The organism is Kitasatospora kazusensis (assembly GCF_039529945.1).
GTDB classification, from domain to species: Bacteria; Actinomycetota; Actinomycetes; order Streptomycetales; family Streptomycetaceae; genus Kitasatospora; species Kitasatospora kazusensis.
Window position 1 is genome coordinate 1 of sequence record NZ_BAAANT010000075.1, and the last position, 15,263, is coordinate 15,263.

At 71.1% G+C, this 15,263-nt stretch carries 15 protein-coding genes and 1 pseudogene; 9 read left to right on the forward strand and 7 right to left on the reverse strand.

The window, feature by feature from the left end; genetic code table 11:
• Nucleotides 1–104: 104 nt before the first annotated feature.
• Complete coding sequence (locus tag ABD330_RS31095) at nucleotides 105–1,748, forward strand: GDSL-type esterase/lipase family protein (protein WP_344469655.1); 1,644 nt, start codon at nucleotides 105–107, stop codon at nucleotides 1,746–1,748.
• Nucleotides 1,749–1,895: 147 nt separating this feature from the next.
• On the opposite strand, the gene ABD330_RS31100 is transcribed toward ABD330_RS31095, so the two are convergent.
• Complete coding sequence (locus ABD330_RS31100) at nucleotides 1,896–3,506, reverse strand: multicopper oxidase family protein (RefSeq protein WP_344469656.1); 1,611 nt, start codon at nucleotides 3,504–3,506, stop codon at nucleotides 1,896–1,898.
• A 236-nt stretch (nucleotides 3,507–3,742) separates the two neighbouring features.
• On the opposite strand from ABD330_RS31100, the gene ABD330_RS31105 reads away from it, so the two are divergent.
• The 4 genes from ABD330_RS31105 (at nucleotide 3,743) to ABD330_RS31120 (ending at nucleotide 6,592) form a co-directional block, all read left to right on the forward strand.
• The gene (locus ABD330_RS31105) at nucleotides 3,743–4,081 is read left to right on the forward strand and encodes an ArsR/SmtB family transcription factor (protein WP_344469657.1); all 339 of its coding nucleotides are present in this window, start codon (nucleotides 3,743–3,745) and stop codon (nucleotides 4,079–4,081) included.
• Between the two features lie 58 nt (nucleotides 4,082–4,139).
• Nucleotides 4,140–4,763 (forward strand): pyridoxamine 5'-phosphate oxidase family protein, encoded by a 624-nt coding sequence (locus ABD330_RS31110; RefSeq protein WP_344469658.1) that lies wholly within the window; start codon nucleotides 4,140–4,142, stop codon nucleotides 4,761–4,763.
• Nucleotides 4,764–4,896: 133 nt separating this feature from the next.
• A complete protein-coding gene (locus ABD330_RS31115; RefSeq protein WP_344469659.1) occupies nucleotides 4,897–5,622 on the forward strand; it encodes a hypothetical protein in 726 nt (241 codons plus the stop codon).
• A 43-nt stretch (nucleotides 5,623–5,665) separates the two neighbouring features.
• Complete coding sequence (locus tag ABD330_RS31120) at nucleotides 5,666–6,592, forward strand: hypothetical protein (RefSeq protein WP_344469660.1); 927 nt, start codon at nucleotides 5,666–5,668, stop codon at nucleotides 6,590–6,592.
• Between the two features lie 7 nt (nucleotides 6,593–6,599).
• On the opposite strand, the gene ABD330_RS31125 is transcribed toward ABD330_RS31120, so the two are convergent.
• From ABD330_RS31125 to ABD330_RS31145, 5 genes are all read right to left on the reverse strand, one after another.
• Entirely contained in the window at nucleotides 6,600–6,869 is a 270-nt protein-coding gene (locus tag ABD330_RS31125) for a hypothetical protein (RefSeq protein ID WP_344469661.1), read from the reverse strand.
• Nucleotides 6,870–7,028: 159 nt separating this feature from the next.
• Nucleotides 7,029–7,433 (reverse strand): hypothetical protein, encoded by a 405-nt coding sequence (locus ABD330_RS31130; RefSeq protein ID WP_344469662.1) that lies wholly within the window; start codon nucleotides 7,431–7,433, stop codon nucleotides 7,029–7,031.
• Nucleotides 7,433–8,527, reverse strand: coding sequence for a molybdopterin-dependent oxidoreductase (locus ABD330_RS31135; protein WP_344469668.1), 1,095 nt, complete (start codon nucleotides 8,525–8,527; stop codon nucleotides 7,433–7,435). The genes ABD330_RS31130 and ABD330_RS31135 overlap by 1 nt, the downstream gene beginning before the upstream one ends.
• Before the next feature lie 344 nt (nucleotides 8,528–8,871).
• Nucleotides 8,872–9,045 carry a hypothetical protein gene (locus ABD330_RS31140; protein ID WP_425555712.1) on the reverse strand — a complete coding sequence of 58 codons (174 nt, stop codon included), beginning with the start codon at nucleotides 9,043–9,045 and terminating at the stop codon, nucleotides 8,872–8,874.
• A gap of 84 nt (nucleotides 9,046–9,129) precedes the next feature.
• A complete protein-coding gene (locus ABD330_RS31145) occupies nucleotides 9,130–10,515 on the reverse strand; it encodes an NsdA family TPR-like regulatory protein (RefSeq protein ID WP_344469663.1) in 1,386 nt (461 codons plus the stop codon).
• A 258-nt stretch (nucleotides 10,516–10,773) separates the two neighbouring features.
• Between ABD330_RS31145 and rfbB the strand changes: the two genes are divergently transcribed.
• Genes rfbB through ABD330_RS31160 form a run of 3 tightly spaced genes read left to right on the forward strand, consistent with a single transcriptional unit; the run spans nucleotide 10,774 to nucleotide 13,640 of the window.
• Entirely contained in the window at nucleotides 10,774–11,781 is a 1,008-nt protein-coding gene (gene rfbB / locus ABD330_RS31150) for a dTDP-glucose 4,6-dehydratase (RefSeq protein WP_344469664.1), read from the forward strand.
• Between the two features lie 51 nt (nucleotides 11,782–11,832).
• Entirely contained in the window at nucleotides 11,833–12,999 is a 1,167-nt protein-coding gene (locus ABD330_RS31155; RefSeq protein ID WP_344469665.1) for a DegT/DnrJ/EryC1/StrS family aminotransferase, read from the forward strand.
• The gene (locus ABD330_RS31160) at nucleotides 12,996–13,640 is read left to right on the forward strand and encodes a formyl transferase (protein WP_344469666.1); all 645 of its coding nucleotides are present in this window, start codon (nucleotides 12,996–12,998) and stop codon (nucleotides 13,638–13,640) included. Before ABD330_RS31155 ends, ABD330_RS31160 begins: the two co-directional genes overlap by 4 nt.
• A gap of 61 nt (nucleotides 13,641–13,701) precedes the next feature.
• Here ABD330_RS31160 and ABD330_RS31165 read toward each other — a convergent pair whose 3' ends face one another.
• The gene (locus ABD330_RS31165) at nucleotides 13,702–14,871 is read right to left on the reverse strand and encodes a UDP-N-acetylglucosamine--N-acetylmuramyl-(pentapeptide) pyrophosphoryl-undecaprenol N-acetylglucosamine transferase (RefSeq protein WP_344469669.1); all 1,170 of its coding nucleotides are present in this window, start codon (nucleotides 14,869–14,871) and stop codon (nucleotides 13,702–13,704) included.
• Between the two features lie 115 nt (nucleotides 14,872–14,986).
• On the opposite strand from ABD330_RS31165, the pseudogene ABD330_RS31170 reads away from it, so the two are divergent.
• A pseudogene (locus tag ABD330_RS31170) lies at nucleotides 14,987–15,263 on the forward strand (hypothetical protein); the annotation flags it as partial.

Below are 15,263 nucleotides of genomic sequence, written 5' to 3' on the forward strand. Positions count from 1 at the left end.
GCGGCGACCGGCCGGCCCAGCCGGGCCGGTCACGGCCGAAAGGGTGGCGCCACCCCTTTACCCGCCACTCTTCCCGCTGCCCTCGCTCCTGACCCGGAGAACCGATGAAGCACCTCGCCACGCTGGCCGCCGCCGCCCTGCTGCTCACCGCCGGAAGCACCGCGGCCGCCGCCACCGCAGCCGCCACCGCAGCCACCACCGCGGCGACCAGCACGCCGCCAGCCGTCCGGGTCATGCCGCTCGGCGACTCGATCACCTACGGCCAGGGCAGCTGCACCGGCGGGGGCTACCGACTGCCGCTGGGGAACCTGGTCGCCGGCCGGTCGCGGTACTCGGTCGACTTCGTCGGCTCCCAGCAGCACGGTGCGATGGCCGACCCGGACCACGAGGGACACCCCGGCTACCGGACCGACCAGATCCTTGGCGGGGTCGACGGCTGGCTGGCCGCCGCCCACCCCGACGTCGTGCTGCTGCACATCGGCATCAACGACCTGAACCAAGGGGTCGACCAGAACGCCGCCGCCGACAACGCGCACCAGCTGATCGACCGGATCTTCGCCGACCGGCCGGGGGTGACCGTCATCATGCAGGGTCTCGTTCCGACCACACCGGGGTGGAACTACCAGGGCCTCTCCCAGCCCATCGCCCAGTACAACACCCGGCTCAAACAGCTGGAGCCGGCCGAGCAGGCCGCGGGCAAGCACTTCAGGTTCGTCGACGCACCCGCACTGACCGCGACCAACCAGGCGGACGCCTCGCACCCGGCACAGATGGCCGACGGCCTGCACCCCAACGACTCCGGGTACGCCCTGATGGCGCAGAACTTCTACGCTCCGCTCGACCAGGCCTACACCGCCGGGTGGTTCACCGGTGGCGCCCCGCAGCCGAGTTCGCCGTGGTCCGACACCGTGCACCTCGTCGACCTCACCCCCGACGGCGGGATGCACAACACCGAGGGCAACTACTCGGGAGGCGGCTGGAGCGGCTGGAGCGACATGGGCGCCGGCGGGATCAAGGAGGTGGCGAGCGCGGCCACCTACTCGGTCAACCACGTCTTCGCCATCGGCAACGACAGCTACGTGTACGAGAAGGACGGCAACTACGCCACCGGCCAGTGGTCCGGCTGGAACCAGGTCCCCGGGAGCGCGAACTCCACAGCCGTCACGGCCTCGTCCTACGGTGACATGGTCCACCTGGCCGTCGTCGGCACCGACGGGCACCTCCACAACTCCGACGGGATCTTCCCCGACGGCGGCTGGAACACCTGGACCGACCACGGCGGCACCAACCTCAAGCACCTCGCCAGTGCCACCACCGCCGGCGTCAACCACATCTACGCCATCGACGGCAGCCACCAGCTCCTGGAACTCGACGCCGACTACTGCGCCGGGGCATGGGGCAGTTGGGGAGCGGCGGCGGGCGGGTTCACCGGCCTGGACGTCACCGCCGCCGCCTTCGGCAACACCGTCCACCTCGATGTCATCGGCACGGACGGCAACCTCCACAACGCCGAAGGCAACTACGGCGGATCAGGCTGGAGCGGCTGGTCGAACATGGGCGGCAGCGGCCTCAAGCGCCTCACCAGCGCCACCTCGGCCGCCACCGACGTCAACCACATCTTCGCCGTCAACGGCAGCAACCGCCTCACCGAGATCGACGCCGACTACACCAAGGGCAGCTGGAACAGTTGGGCCGAGCCCGCCGGCGGCGCCGACTCCATCGGCCTCACCGCCGCCTTCACCAACTGACGAGACGCCAGACCGGGGAACCGAGGCCCCGTTCGAGACGTCACTGATCACCGAGATCAGTGACGTCTCGTCCGTAGTGCCGAACCACCCCGACCGCCGACGCGGACGCCCGGGTGTTTCCGCAGGTCAATTGCCCTAAGTCGCCGCCTACGGGACCACGTTGATGTAGCTCATCATGCCGTTGTCCTCGTGGGCCGCGATGTGGCAGTGGAACATCCACTTCCCGGGGTAGTCGGTGAACGCCACCCGCAGCACCACCCGGCCGGGAACGCCGTTGACCGCGTGCGGTACCGGGACGATGTCCTGGACGTGGGTGTACGGCTGGGCGGCGCCGTTCACCGAGGTCACCTGGAAGGCGTTGGTGTGCAGGTGGAAGGGGTGGTCCTCGCCGCTGTGGTTGACGATCGTCCACTCCTCGACCGTGCCGAGCTTCGCGGGGGTGGCGAAGACGGAGCTGTCCATCGAGAACTGGCGGCCGTTGATGTAGAAGACCGTGCCGTCGGCGTTCTCGGACAGGTCCAGGGTGCGGCGCTGGGCGACGGGCCGGCCCGTCAGGCTCGCGGGGGCGGTCGGCATGGCGCCGGAGACGGTGGGCAGCCGGTGCACCGGGTGGCCGGAGACCTTGATCCGGGCCAGTTCCACGTCCGGGTAGGCGTCGCCCTGCGGGCCGTTGCTGTAGGCGGTGCTCCGCAGGACCGCCTGGCCGGGCCGGTCGCTCGCGGTGACCAGCACGTCGTACCGCTTGCCGGGCGGCAGCAGCAGTGTGTCGGGGGTGCTCACCTTGGCCACCGGGGTGCCGTCCTCGCCGATCACGGTGAAGCGGTAGCCGTCCAGGTGCGGCTGGTAGAAGATGTCGGCGCCGGCGTTGACCAGCCGCCACAGCTGGGTTTCACCCGGCTTCATGGACAGCACGGGCCGCAGCTGGCCGTTGACCAGCCGGACGGTCGGGCTGCCCGAGTTGATCGAGCCGGTGCCGGTGTTCTGGACGATGTGGCCGGACCTGTCGATCTGCGCGTCCTTCAGCACCATGGTGTGCGCGGTGATGTGCCGCAGCGGCGCGGGCAGCAGGGTGCGGTCGTCGCCGACCACCAGGGCCCCGGACAGGCCGGCGAAGATCTGGTTCTCCACGTCGCCGGGCGTGAAGCCCGAGTCGGCCATGTCCTGCATCGCCTGTGCGCCGGGCGTGCCCGGGGCCGGGCAGGAGGTGCCCATGGCGTGGCTGTGGTACCAGAACGTGCCGAGCGGGTGGTTCGCCGGGATGGCCAGCCGGTAGGTGGTCGAGGAGCCCGGTGCCACGCACAGGAACGGGTCGTCCGACTGGCCGCTCGGGGAGACGTGCAGGCCGTGGAAGTGCAGGTTGGTCGCCACCGGGAGGTGGTTGACCAGGTGGATCGCGACGTTCGAACCGGGCGTCAGGCGCAGCGTGGGGGCGACGAACGTGCCGGTGTAGGACTCGCCCTGCACCTCGCGCCCGGACAGGTCGAACCTGGTCCGGCCCGCGTCCAGGGTGATGGTCAGGTCCTGGTGGGCGCCGGTGTCGGCGTCCGCCGGGTCGCGGAAGGGCGCCCCGGCCTTCATGCCCTTCTCCTGCTGCGCGGTCGAGGGCGGCGTGGTGGACGCGGGCGAGGCCGCGACGGCCTGGCTGCCGAAGGCTGCGGCGGTCAGCAGCGTCAGGACGGTCAGTGCGTGGATCGCGCGTCTGGTGCGGCGTATCCGCAGGCGCTGGGCCTGGGCCGTCTCGACTGTCTGACTGGCCATCATTTCTCCTGTCGGGTGGAAAAGTTCGGTCATGTCGGATTCGTCCCCCGGTGGTCCGTCCCGGAGGCCTGGGGGACTCTAGCGCAGGCAGGTAAGGCTGTCCTGGGTCCGGGGCAACGGATTCCGGGCGAACCAGTGCTCCGATGCAGGGCGTCTGTTACGATGAATGTCGTAACAGTCGATACTGATTGAATCGGCCCCGGCCGAATCGGTCGGCCCGGCCGGATGGAGACGCGATGCGCGAGGCGCAGGACACCTGGCTGCCACAGCCGGATCTCGAAGAGGTTGACCTCGGGACGGTGTTGCAGGCCGTGGCCGACCCGGTGCGCCTGCAGATCGTCCGCCTGCTCGACGCCGCCGGCGAGGCCTCCTGCACCTCGCTCGACGTACCCGTGAAGCGGTCGACGGTCTCGCATCACCTCAAGATTCTGCGGGAGGGCGGGGTGGTGGCAACCCGGCTGGTGGGCAACGCCCGGCTCAGCCGGCTCCGCCGGGACGACCTGGAGGACCGCTTCCCCGGGCTGCTCGCACCGATCCTGCTGGCCCGGCCCCCGGCGCGGCCCCGCACCGACTGAACCACAAGCCCCGGGCGGGCAGTGGCTGCCCGCCCGCCCAGCCGAGAGGAGCGTCCTCATGAGCCGATACGCCCACCTGGCCTACACCGAGACGGTGCGCCGGGTGCAGAGGGAGCAGGGCAGCGCGCTCGCGGGCGACCGCAGACTGGCGGGCGCCGACGAACCCGAGCTGCTGACGGATGCCGAGGCCGGGTTCATCGAGTCCCGGGACGGCTTCTACCTCGCGAGCGTCAGCGAGACGGGCTGGCCGTACGTGCAGTACCGAGGGGGGCCGCCGGGCTTCGTCCACGTCCTCGACGAGCGCACCCTGGCGTACGCGGACGTCCGGGGCAACCGCCAGTACATCAGCACCGGCAACGTCCGGGCGGACGGCCGGGTGGCGCTGTTCTTCATGGACTACGCGCGCCAGGGCCGCCTGAAGATGTTCGGGCACGCCACCGTGCAGAGCCCCGAGACCGACCCGGCCCTGGCCGAGCGGCTCGGCCTGGTACGCACCGAGGGCAAGGTGGAGCGGCTGATGCTGATCCGGGTGGAAGGCTTCAACTGGAACTGCCACCAGCACATCACCCCCCGCTTCTCGGAGGCCGAACTGCGGCCGCACCTCGACCCGCTGCGGGCCCGGCTCGCAGCCCTGGAGGAGGAGAACCGCGCCCTGCGGGCGGAGGCGGCCCGCCGGGCCTGAGCTCCCCGGCCGCGCGGCCCGCGCGGTCGGGCGGCACTCGTACGGGTGGCTGCCCCCGCATGACCGTCACTTTGCGTGGCCGCGTGATATACAGAACGTCGTCCCACCGTGCCGCCCGGAAGGCTGTCGGCTGATGCGACGTTCAAGGCTCGTCGGTGCTCTCGGCGCCGCCGCGCTGCTGCTGGCTGCGGCCCCCGGCGCACAGGCCGCCGAGGGGCCGGCCGACGAAGTGCCCCGGCTGGTCGGGTACTTCGCCGGTGCGCCGCTGGCCGGCACCGGCGCTCCGATCGGGGCGCTCCCGCCCTCGGCCGGCCAGGGGGCGGTCCGGACGGACACTCCGCGCGGCTACCTCCTCCGCGGCGGCGGGGCGACGACCGACTACATCTACACCTCGGCGGACGTCTGGGCGATCGAGGCCGACTGCGGTGGCTCGTCCTGCCGACCGGTGCAGCAGGTCAAGCTCGGCCTCAAGGAGTACCTGTTCGGCGGGGACTCCCGCCGCTGGCGCCTGACGCTGAACTCCTCCCCGTGGCCCGGGCCGAGCGGCTTCGCGGCGTCCTACGGTTACGAGTGCGGCGTCAACATCGCCGGGGACACCGACCGGACCTGCTCCACCTGGAAGCCGGACGGCGCGGACGGTCCGGCCTCCGGCCCGGCCCCGGACGGTACCGAACTCAACCACTCCTTCGGCCGTACCACCGGCGTGGTGAAGTTCCCGATGGTCGACTTCAAGGTCCGCTTCGCCGACGGTTCCACCGCCCGTGGGGACGACGGCGCCGAGGGCGAGAAGTTCCGCGGCTGGGACGTGTGCGTCGGGAACGAGGCCCGGCTCTGCCCGACCACCGGCAAGGGCGACTGACCACGGCGTCCCGGCGCCCAGCTCCCGTACCGAGGAGGCATCCATGACGGCACCCGGCCGGCCCGAGAACACCGGCCCGCCGCAGGGCGGGCCCGGCCCGGGGCCGTCCTACGCGCTGACCGGACGCTACCGCGCCGTGCGGCCGCGGGTCGGCAACGGCCCCGGCCACCCGCCGGCCGAACCCGTCGAGACGGAAGTCGAGTTCGCCTACCGGCCCCCGTCCTCCTGGCGGCTGGCCGGGGCCGGCCGCGTCACCGTCACCGAGCTGAACCACGCCCCCTGGGAGACCCCGGGCCTCGGCTACCCGCCCGGCGACTGGCCCTGGGCCTTCGATCCGTCCCCGGCGCGCCTGGTGGTACACGGGCTGACGGGTCTCCCGGCCGGTCCCCGGACCGTCCGGGAGGAGCGGCCCGCCACCGAGCTGGAGATCCCCGGTCCGGACGGCTCCCCGCTGCTGCTGGTCCTGGACGACGAACTCGGGATCGTCCTGTCCGTCCACGGCCCCGACGGCGGCTACGTCGAGGAGATCACCGCGCTACGGCTGTACCGCACGCTCCCCGACGACCTGTTCGCCGACCCGGACGACGGGGCCGCCGACCTCGCCGACCAGGCCGAGCTGCGCCGCTACGAGCGGATCCGCGCCCACTACCGGGACCGCCGGCTGCCGGTCCCGGCCGGCAGCTGGCCGGGACCGCTCGGGCTGCCCGCCCCGATCGACGGCGACCCGGACAGCGGCTTCCTGGTCCTGGACCTCGACGTCCGGCCGGCCACCGACCGGCCCACCGGCGCGCAGCTGGTCCGGCAGCCGCTGCCGGACCGCCCCTACCGGGCCGGATGGGCCGGCAGCCCCGCCACTCACCTGCACCGCTGGCGCGACGCCCACTGGCAGTGGACCCTCGCCCTCACCGGCCACCCGCTGACCCCCGACCGGCTCGCCGCGGTCGCGGCAGAGCTCGCCGCCCTGTCCTGAGGCGGCGTCAGCGCCGCGGCTGCGGCGGGTCCGGGTTCACGCACTGGTCGAACTGGGCGTTGCAGCTCGCAGCGCACTCCTCGTAGAGCGGGTACTCCAGGTCGGTGCATTCGGCGTAGCAGGCGTCGTCCTGCCGGTAGCAGTCGGCCAGCTGCTGCTGCCGGTCCGTCAGCGCGGGCACGATCCGGTCGCCGGTGGCGCCGCGCGGCGGGCCCGTCAGGTAACCGCCGGTGCTCCGGTAGGCGGATGCCTCGGCCTGGAATCCTGGGATGGTCATGGTGCTGCCCCCGTCCTCGTCCTCGTGGAGCGGGCTTCGGGAGCGCCGTCCGGACGGACCGGCCTCCGTCTCCACCCTACGCTCGCCCGCCGTACGCGAACTCGTCCGGCCGAGCCGGGGACGGGAGGGCGACGGCCTCGGCCCGGCCCCGGCGCGGGCTCAGTCGGGCCGGCCGCGCCGTCGGCGCCACCGCAGCGCCAGCGCCCAGAGTGCGCCGACCGCGGCGGAAACCCCGAGCAGGACGAGGAAGTTGCGCAGGTACGGCAGCGGCAGCAGGGTCGGGTTGCCGTGGTCCGTCCCCGCCCGCAGGACGGCCGGCAGCGCGACCGCGGTGAGCGCGGAGGCCACGATCAGCCAGGCCCGCAGCACCGGGCCCCGCGCGAACCGGGCCCCGGCCAGGCAGACCAGCGGCACCCACAGCCCGTCGTGCAGCACCAGGGCGCCGACGGCCCAGGTCAGCACGTCGAGCGGGTCCTGGACGTAGTGGTCGTGCAGCAGCCCGTACAGCCCCCAGCCGATCAGGCCGAGGCCGCCCAGCACGGCCAGCAGTCGGAACGTACGCATCAGACGGCCTCCATCCGGGCGACCCACTTGGTCTGCAGCACCCCGGGGCGGTTCGGCGCGATGATCCGCGCCGGGTAGCCGTGGTCGGGGTGCAGTACCTCGCCGTTCACCCGCAGCGCGAGCAGCGTCAGCGGGTCCCGGGCGTACGTCGCGGGCATCTCCGTCACCCGGTACGGTCCGCCGGCCTCCAGCGAGGTGACCCGCACCCGGGCGCCGGCCCGGGCCCCGGCCCGGGCCAGCAGGTCCGCCACCCGGACGCCGCCCCAGCGGGCGGTGGCGCTCCAGCCCTCCACGCAGGCGATCGGCAGCTCCGCCTCGTACTGCGGCATCGCCAGCAGCTCGGCCATCGTCAGCTCGTACGGCTGCGGCCCGTCGACCCGCAGCCGCCAGTCGGCGGCCACGGCCGTGGTGCCCGCCTGGACGGCGGTGCGGTTGACCGGCAGGCCCTGCGGGCCGATGTCCGGGCGGCGCGGGGCGAACAGGTCGAGCCCGCGCAGCCACGGCACGGTCTGCCCGGCGGTGGTGAGCGTGACGGCCGCCACCGAGGCGGTCACCGCGCCGAGGAACGCCCGGCGCTGCGCCACGCCCGGGCCGGGCCGCCGCCAGTGCCGGGCGATCAGCGGCGCCTTCGCGCCGACGTGCAGCAGCAGGCCGCCGGTGGCCAGCCAGCCGATCCAGAAGTGCGTCTGCCGGAACGGGAACGGCCACGGGTACCACTGCAGGGTGTTGAGCAGCCCGGTGAACACCTCCAGCAGCAGCGCGGCCACCAGCACGGCGATCCCGAGGCGCTCCACCGCGTGCCCGACGCTGCGCACCGGCGGCCACTCGAACAGCTTGGGGTAGACCGTCCAGAGCTTGGCGCCCAGCAGCGGGATCGCGGCGATGCCGCTGATCACGTGCAGGCCCTGGGTGATCTGGTAGCCGCTGACCGGGCGGCTGGGCAGGTGGTCCCGCAGCCAGGGCGGCGGTTCCTGGAGCAGATGGCTGAACAGGCCGGTCAGGAAGCAGGTGAGCAACGCGGCGCCGAGCCAGCGGCCGATCACCACGGCGGTGCGCGGCTCGTGCAGGGCCGACCGGAAGGCGCCCTCGCGCAGCGGGCCCCGGCGGAGCACGTCGGGCGGGGTCGGCAGCGGGAGGTCGTAGGACCGGCGGCGGGGTACGGGGGTGTCTTCGTCCACTGCTCCATCAGACCCTCCGCAGGCCCTCCGGAGGGGCTACGACCTGCTTACGGAAGTCGTACGGCCAGCACAGCAGTGTCAGCGCCGATGGCGAGCGGGCTGGCCCGATTTCTCAATCCGTGCGCCGCAGACGGCTGGCGCGCTCATCGAGGACGCCCCGTTCGTATGCCTGACACCTCACGATGGTGAGCCCCTTGTCGAAGCCCCGCTGCATCTGCTCGATGAGCTCGATCAGCTCCTCACGGGTGGCTGTCAGGAGGCTACTGAAGTTGAATCCGTGATGTCTCTCGGATGGGATTCTCGTGGCGGTCGTTGATCGCAGCTACGGTCTCAGGCCGGCGACTGTGCAGGACCACGCTGTTGCCCGCATCGGCGAGCACTGCTGCGAAAGTCGTACCCCACGAGCCAGCCGAGAGCACGGCAACCCTGTTCATCGCTCAGTCCTCATCCAGTGGCAGAAATGGATTGAGTCAGTCTGCCGGGCCGCGAGACACTTGCTCCCAGGCAGAGACGGTGCTTCAGGCGGCGGCCAGCGCGGTGTTGCTTCGGCGGATGAACTCGGAGACGGGCGCTTCCTTACGCCATGGCTCCAGGGCAGTGATCAGACCGTGGATGTAATCGTGGGCTCGTGCGGACTGGACACGGCCGAGGATGTCGACGGCTCGGCCGCCCATCTCCAGGCCTCGGTCGAGGTCGCGGGACTGCAGGTAGGTGGTGCCGACGACGGCCATGCGGATGCCGACGGCGCGGGTGAACACTCCGGGAGGCATGGCGTCGGCCTGCTCGTTCCAACGCCTGGCGGCAGTGGGTTTCCCGAGGTCCCGGTAGATCTCTGTCGCGTCGGCGCTGATCCGCGCGTGCGTCAGGTAGCTGAGCCAGTCGGGATCACGACTGTCGTACCGGATGGAGTCGAGGAGATTCTCGGAAGCGGCCAGAGCGGCGGCCGCGCCCCTGGCATCGCCGGCCCTGCCGTGGGCACGGGCCTCGGTCAGCTTGGCGAAGGCCAGCACACGGGGTGCGGCGGAGTGCTTGGCGCGCTCGTATGCGCCCTGGGCCATGTCGATGGCCTCCTGGGGGTAACCGTTGAGCGTCGCTGTCAAGCTCATCGTGGCCAGTACGTAGGACCCGGCCTGAAGATCGCCGGAGCTCCTGGCCAGGCGCAGTGCCTGGATGAAGTGCTGTTGAGCGATGTCGTGGCTGCCCTTGTCGAACGCCGACCACGCGGCGACGCGCGCCAACTCAGCTGTGACTGTAAACAGTTCACGGCCAATGGCGTCGGTGAAGGTCCCCGCCAGCAGCGGAGCGGCCCGGTGCGTCAGGCAGTCCGTGACGGAGTTCGCTTTCCAGTTCCCCCCGCCGAACTTGGAGTCCCACCGGCGAGCCTCATCTGCTGCCTCCCAGAGCTCGTCGAGGTCGGCGCGGCCTACACGGCGCCGACCGCGGCGGTGCTCGGCGGGGGGATCGGTGGGGACAGCGAGCCATCGGTTGACGGGTGTGGCAAATGCGGAAATGGCAAAGGGGCCTGAGCCCACGAAAGTGCGGCGGTCCACGGTGCTCCAGTACTCGGTCGCGATGCGCAGAGCCTCATCAGGGTCTCTGGAGAAATCAAACCCGATCTCCTGTCGCTGTCCGCGCATATCGCCCATGCCGATTTCGTCGAGGCTCACGGGCCGGCCGAGGCGTTCGCCCAGCACAGCGGCCAGAAGAGCCGGCGCCGGGGGCCTTGGCCGCATGCCACGCCGGACCCAGTTGGCGATGGACGTGTGCTGGTACGTGCGGTTGACGCCGGCGCGTCTCGCCAGCTCGTTGATCCGATGGGACAGTGCCGCGCTGCTCGCCCCGGACTCCTCGATGAGCTGGGCGAGTGCGGTGTTCGGGCTCTTCTCGCGGCGCTGCGCTGGCACAGCGGCACCCCCTGTGGTTGTGAACCGTCCCGGGCCCCGCGAGGGCGGGTGACCGAGCGTAGTGCCAAATGCACATGGCGCGAACGGGATTCGTGATTGTGAGCCCCCGATGTGAGCCTGCCTCCAGCCGACCTCTGGGGTGTTCGCTGTTCCTCACCGCGAGGCGGACCAACGGCTTCCCCGGGCCGGACGGGATCGGGGAAGCCCAGTGCTTCGACCAGCGGGCCACAGCAGACTCACCTCCAGACGGGATCAGACATGGACAGGGTTCTTGTCACAGGTGGCGCAGGATTCATCGGATCGCACTTCGTCAAGCGGCTCCTGAAGGCCGGCAGCGAGGTGACGGTGCTCGATGCCCTCACCTACGCCGGGCACCGGGAGAATCTGGGCGATGCGATGCTCTCTCCCAAGCTGACCTTCGTGGAAGGCAACATCCTCAACGACCAGCTGGTCGACCACCTCGTCCAGCGGCACGACGCTGTCGTGCACTTCGCGGCCGAGTCGCACGTCGACCGCTCCTTCTTCGCAGCGGGGACCTTCCTCACCACGAACGTCCTCGGCACGCATACCCTCCTGGACGCCGCCAGGCGCTTCAGCGTTGAGCGGTTCGTGCATGTGTCCACTGACGAGGTGTACGGTCCGCTGGTGACCGGCTCGGCCACTGAGCAGGCACCGCTCCTGCCGACGGTCCCCTACGCTGCGTCGAAGGCTGCCAGTGACCTGGTCGCCCTCTCGTACTTCCACACCTACGGCGTCCCCGTGTGTGTCACCCGCTCCTCGAACAACTACGGGCCGGCGCAGCACCCCGAGAAGATCATTCCCCTGTTCGTCACCAACCTCCTCAAGGGAAAGGGCGTCAGCCTGCACGGCAGGGGCGAGCACGTCCGGAACTGGCTCCACGTCGAGGACAACTGCCAGGGCATCGAGCTGGTGCTGCGGGGTGGCACGTCGGGGGAGGTCTACAACATCGGCGGTGGCACGGACCTGACGAACCTGAAGCTGACCGAACTCCTGCTCGGCGAGTGCGGAGCCGGCTGGGCCTCCGTCGGCTACGTGGCCGACCGCCGCTCCAACGACATCCGTTACGCCATGGACTGGTCGAAGATCGCTGACAGTCTCGGCTACCAACCCGCCCGGGCCTTGGAGGACGGCCTCGCCGAGACCGTCGACTGGTACCGCCGCAACCCCGACCGGTGGGCGCCCCTCCTGCGCAACCCGACCGCGCCAACCGCACAGGTCCGCCTCCTGGCCAAGCCCGGAATCTGAGTGACTGACCAGGCCAGGCACCCCAACCACCACAGCAGAGAGGTCACGGAGATGGCATCTGCCAACAGCCCTGCGGGCGCGAGCACCAACGCGACTCCCTTCCTGCACGGCACCGAGTTCGAGGCGCTCGCCGAGGCCCTGAGGGCGGGCCAGTACGGGCACGGCGTGCTCACCGAAACCTTCGAGCACGAGGTCGCCGAGTTCCTCGGCGTCCCGGACATGGTCGCGGTCGCGTCGGGGACCGCCGCCCTCCAGATCGGCCTCATGCTCGCCGGCATCGGCCCGGGCGACGAGGTCATCGTCCCCTCGCAGACGTTCTGCGCGACCGTACAGTCGATCGTCGCGGTCGGCGCGAGCCCGCGCTTCATCGAGGTGAGCCCGGCCAGCCTCTGCGTAGAACCCGAGGACGTGCTGGCCGCCGTCACACCCGCCACGCGCGCGGTCATGCCCGTCCTGTACGGCGGAAGGGCGGTCGACCTGACCGCCGTCCAGGACGTCCTCGACGACCGGGGCATCACGGTGGTCGAAGACGCCGCCCAGGCCTTCGGTTCCTACTTCGGCACGAGGCTGGTGGGCAGCACCGGGGCTCTGACCTGCTTCAGTTTCGGGCCGATCAAGAACCTGACATGCGGAGAGGGCGGAGGCCTCGTCCCGCGCAATCCCGAGGAGGCCGCAGCCGCCCGGCGTATCCGGCTCCTGGGCATCGACCAATCCCAGGCGGACCGCATCCGCAGCACGTCCTACCAGGTCGCGTCCTTCGGGCTCCGGGCCCCCATGTCCTCGCTGCACGCCGCGATCGGCAGTGCCCAGCTCGCCCGCTTCCCGGAAGTCGAGGCCAGGCGAAAGGACCTCTGGCGCACCTACGCGGCCGACCTGGCCGAGCTCGACGGCGTCGCCCTGATCGACGTCGACATCGACCGGACGGTGCCGTTCAACTGCGTCGTGCGGATCCCGGACCGAGACCTGACCTTCGAAACCCTCCGCGACCAAAGCATCGGTGTCGGCGTGCATTACCCGCCGAACCACCTCCAGCTGGCCTTCTCCCGCTGGCACCGCAAGCTGCCTGTCACCGAGTCCCTCGCGCGGCAGGTCATGAGCCTGCCCTTTCACCCGGCAATGACCACCACGGACGTCCACCACGTCACGACAGCCCTCGCCCGGGCGCTGCGCTCCGTCCCGGCCCTCGCCTACCGCAGCGGCTCGGAGGGAGGGAGATGAGGCGCGCAGCCGTCTTCGGGAAGGGGGCTCTGGCAGCCCATGCGTGCGAGGTGATCGCCGCCCTGCGGAACACTGTTCTGGACACGGTGGTCCCGAACGCGGTGGAACCGGAGTGGGACGTCTGCCTCTCGGACTACGTGGCGCTGCACCTTCCTGCCACCCGCATTCTGCACTCGGGGGACTGGCGCGATCTGGAGCCTGGCCGCTGTGACCTCGTCTTCAGCGTGCTCTACGACAAGATCATCGGCCCTGGTCTGATCAACGCCACCCAGCAGATCATCAACTGCCACCCCGGCCGTCTCCCCGGCTACCGTGGCGTGCGCCCCGTGAACTGGGCCCTCCGCAATCGCGAGACCCTGCACGGCATCACGATCCACGTCATCGACAGCGGCATCGACTCCGGACCGGTCATCGCCGAGGCCGCCTTCTCCATCTGGCCCGACATCGACGAGGTCCAAGACGTCTGGGCCCGGGCCATGAACTACGGGCACATGCTCATCTCCGACACTCTGCCCCGCCTCGACCGAATCACACCCCGAGCCCAGGACGCGTCCCTCGCGGTCACGCACTACAGCCGCCACAACGACGAGCTGCACGACCGGAGCAACTGGACCAGGAACACATCCAGCAGCCCCACCTGACGCGGCGGGACCGGTGGTCCCGAGGCGACCTTCTCCACGGGACCACCGGTTGCTCCGCACTTCAGCGGCTGCCGGCAGCGGACAGTAGAAGGTCGACCAGCCGGTCGGCTGCGTCCGGCCGTCCGTGTGCCCGGGACCGCTGCGCCATGGCAGTTCGCCGCTCGGGTTCCGCGAGCAGCGGCGCGACGGCATCCCTGAGACCGTCCGCGGACACGCCGTCGAGGAGGGCGACGGCGGCGCCGGTATCGTGCAGGTGCCGGGCGTTGTGGGCCTGCTCGTTGCCTGCCGAGGACGCGAGGGGGATGAGTACGGCCGCCTTGCCCAGGGCGGTCAGCTCCGCGATCGTGCCGGCGCCGCTGCGTGAGATCACCATGTCCGCGAGGGCGAGGACGTCGGGCAGCTCCGGGCCGACGAACTCGGTGGGGAGGTAGCGGGGCGAGAGGTCACGGGGGAGTGTGGCGGCGTGCTCGCGCAGCTCAGCGGCGGACGCCTCGCCGCACTGGTGAACGACGTTGGCGCGCCCGAGCAGCCACGGCAGGATGTCCCGTACCAGAGCGTTGATCTGTGCCGATCCCTGTGCACCACCCGTGACGTAAACGGTCGGCAGGGACCGGTCGAACCCCCACAGCCCGAGAGCCTGGACCGCCTTGTCAGGGTGGCCGCTGAAGACCTCGGGCCGTACCGGGTTGCCCGTCACGACGGCTACCCGGCGAGCGGAGTCCGTCAGCAGCTCCAGCGTGGACTCGGAGGAGACCGCGACCCTCGCCGCAGCCCGGGTGAGGGCCCGGTTCGCGAGACCGAGGCGGACCGTCTGCTCGTGGATGACGAGCGGTCGACGGCAGAACTTGGCGGCGAGGCCGACGGGAACGGCTACGTAGCCGCCGGTCGCGAGGACGACGTCCGGGTCGAAGTCGGCGACGACCTTGCGCGCCTGGGCGACACCGAGCGGCACGCGGCCCATGTCCTTGACGTTGGCAGGCGACACCATCTTCAGCGGATTCCGGTCCCGGCGGATCTTGCCGGTTGCGACGGCAGTGAACGCGATCCCTTCGGCCGCTGCGACGCGCTCCTCCAGTCCGCCCTTCTTCCCCACCCACAGGACGTCCAGGTCTTCGCCGTCGGCCGCGAGCCGGGTGCGGAGCGTGCGCACCGCAGTGAGAGCGGGGTACGTGTGGCCACCGGTCCCACCACCGGTGACGATCAGACGGAAAGCCCGCTCCGGAGCAAGCAGACGGTGGCTGACGGCGTCATTCACGGAAGAGCTCCCAGTCTGGTCCGCCGGGGCTGGACCCATACCCGCGGCAAAACGCCATTATCTCCCAGCGTCGGCGGCGTGAATTCAGCAGTTGACGGCTTCCAGGCTCATGCCGCGCGCCCCTCAACCCACCTGGTGCCGGGCTGCCGGAAGGACCTGTGGGACATCCGGGACGCCGTCGAGCGACGTCTGGGCCGACGCACACGCCGGGCACGACGACGTCACCCGGACCGGTTTCACCCTGGCCGCCCTGCGCCGCCAGATCACCGGTCACGCCCAGCGGGACGACTTCACCCTCGTCGCCGCGTACGACCTGGGCCGGGACGGACGGCGGCGGGGCCGCACCCGCGAGAGGGTGCGGCCCCGCC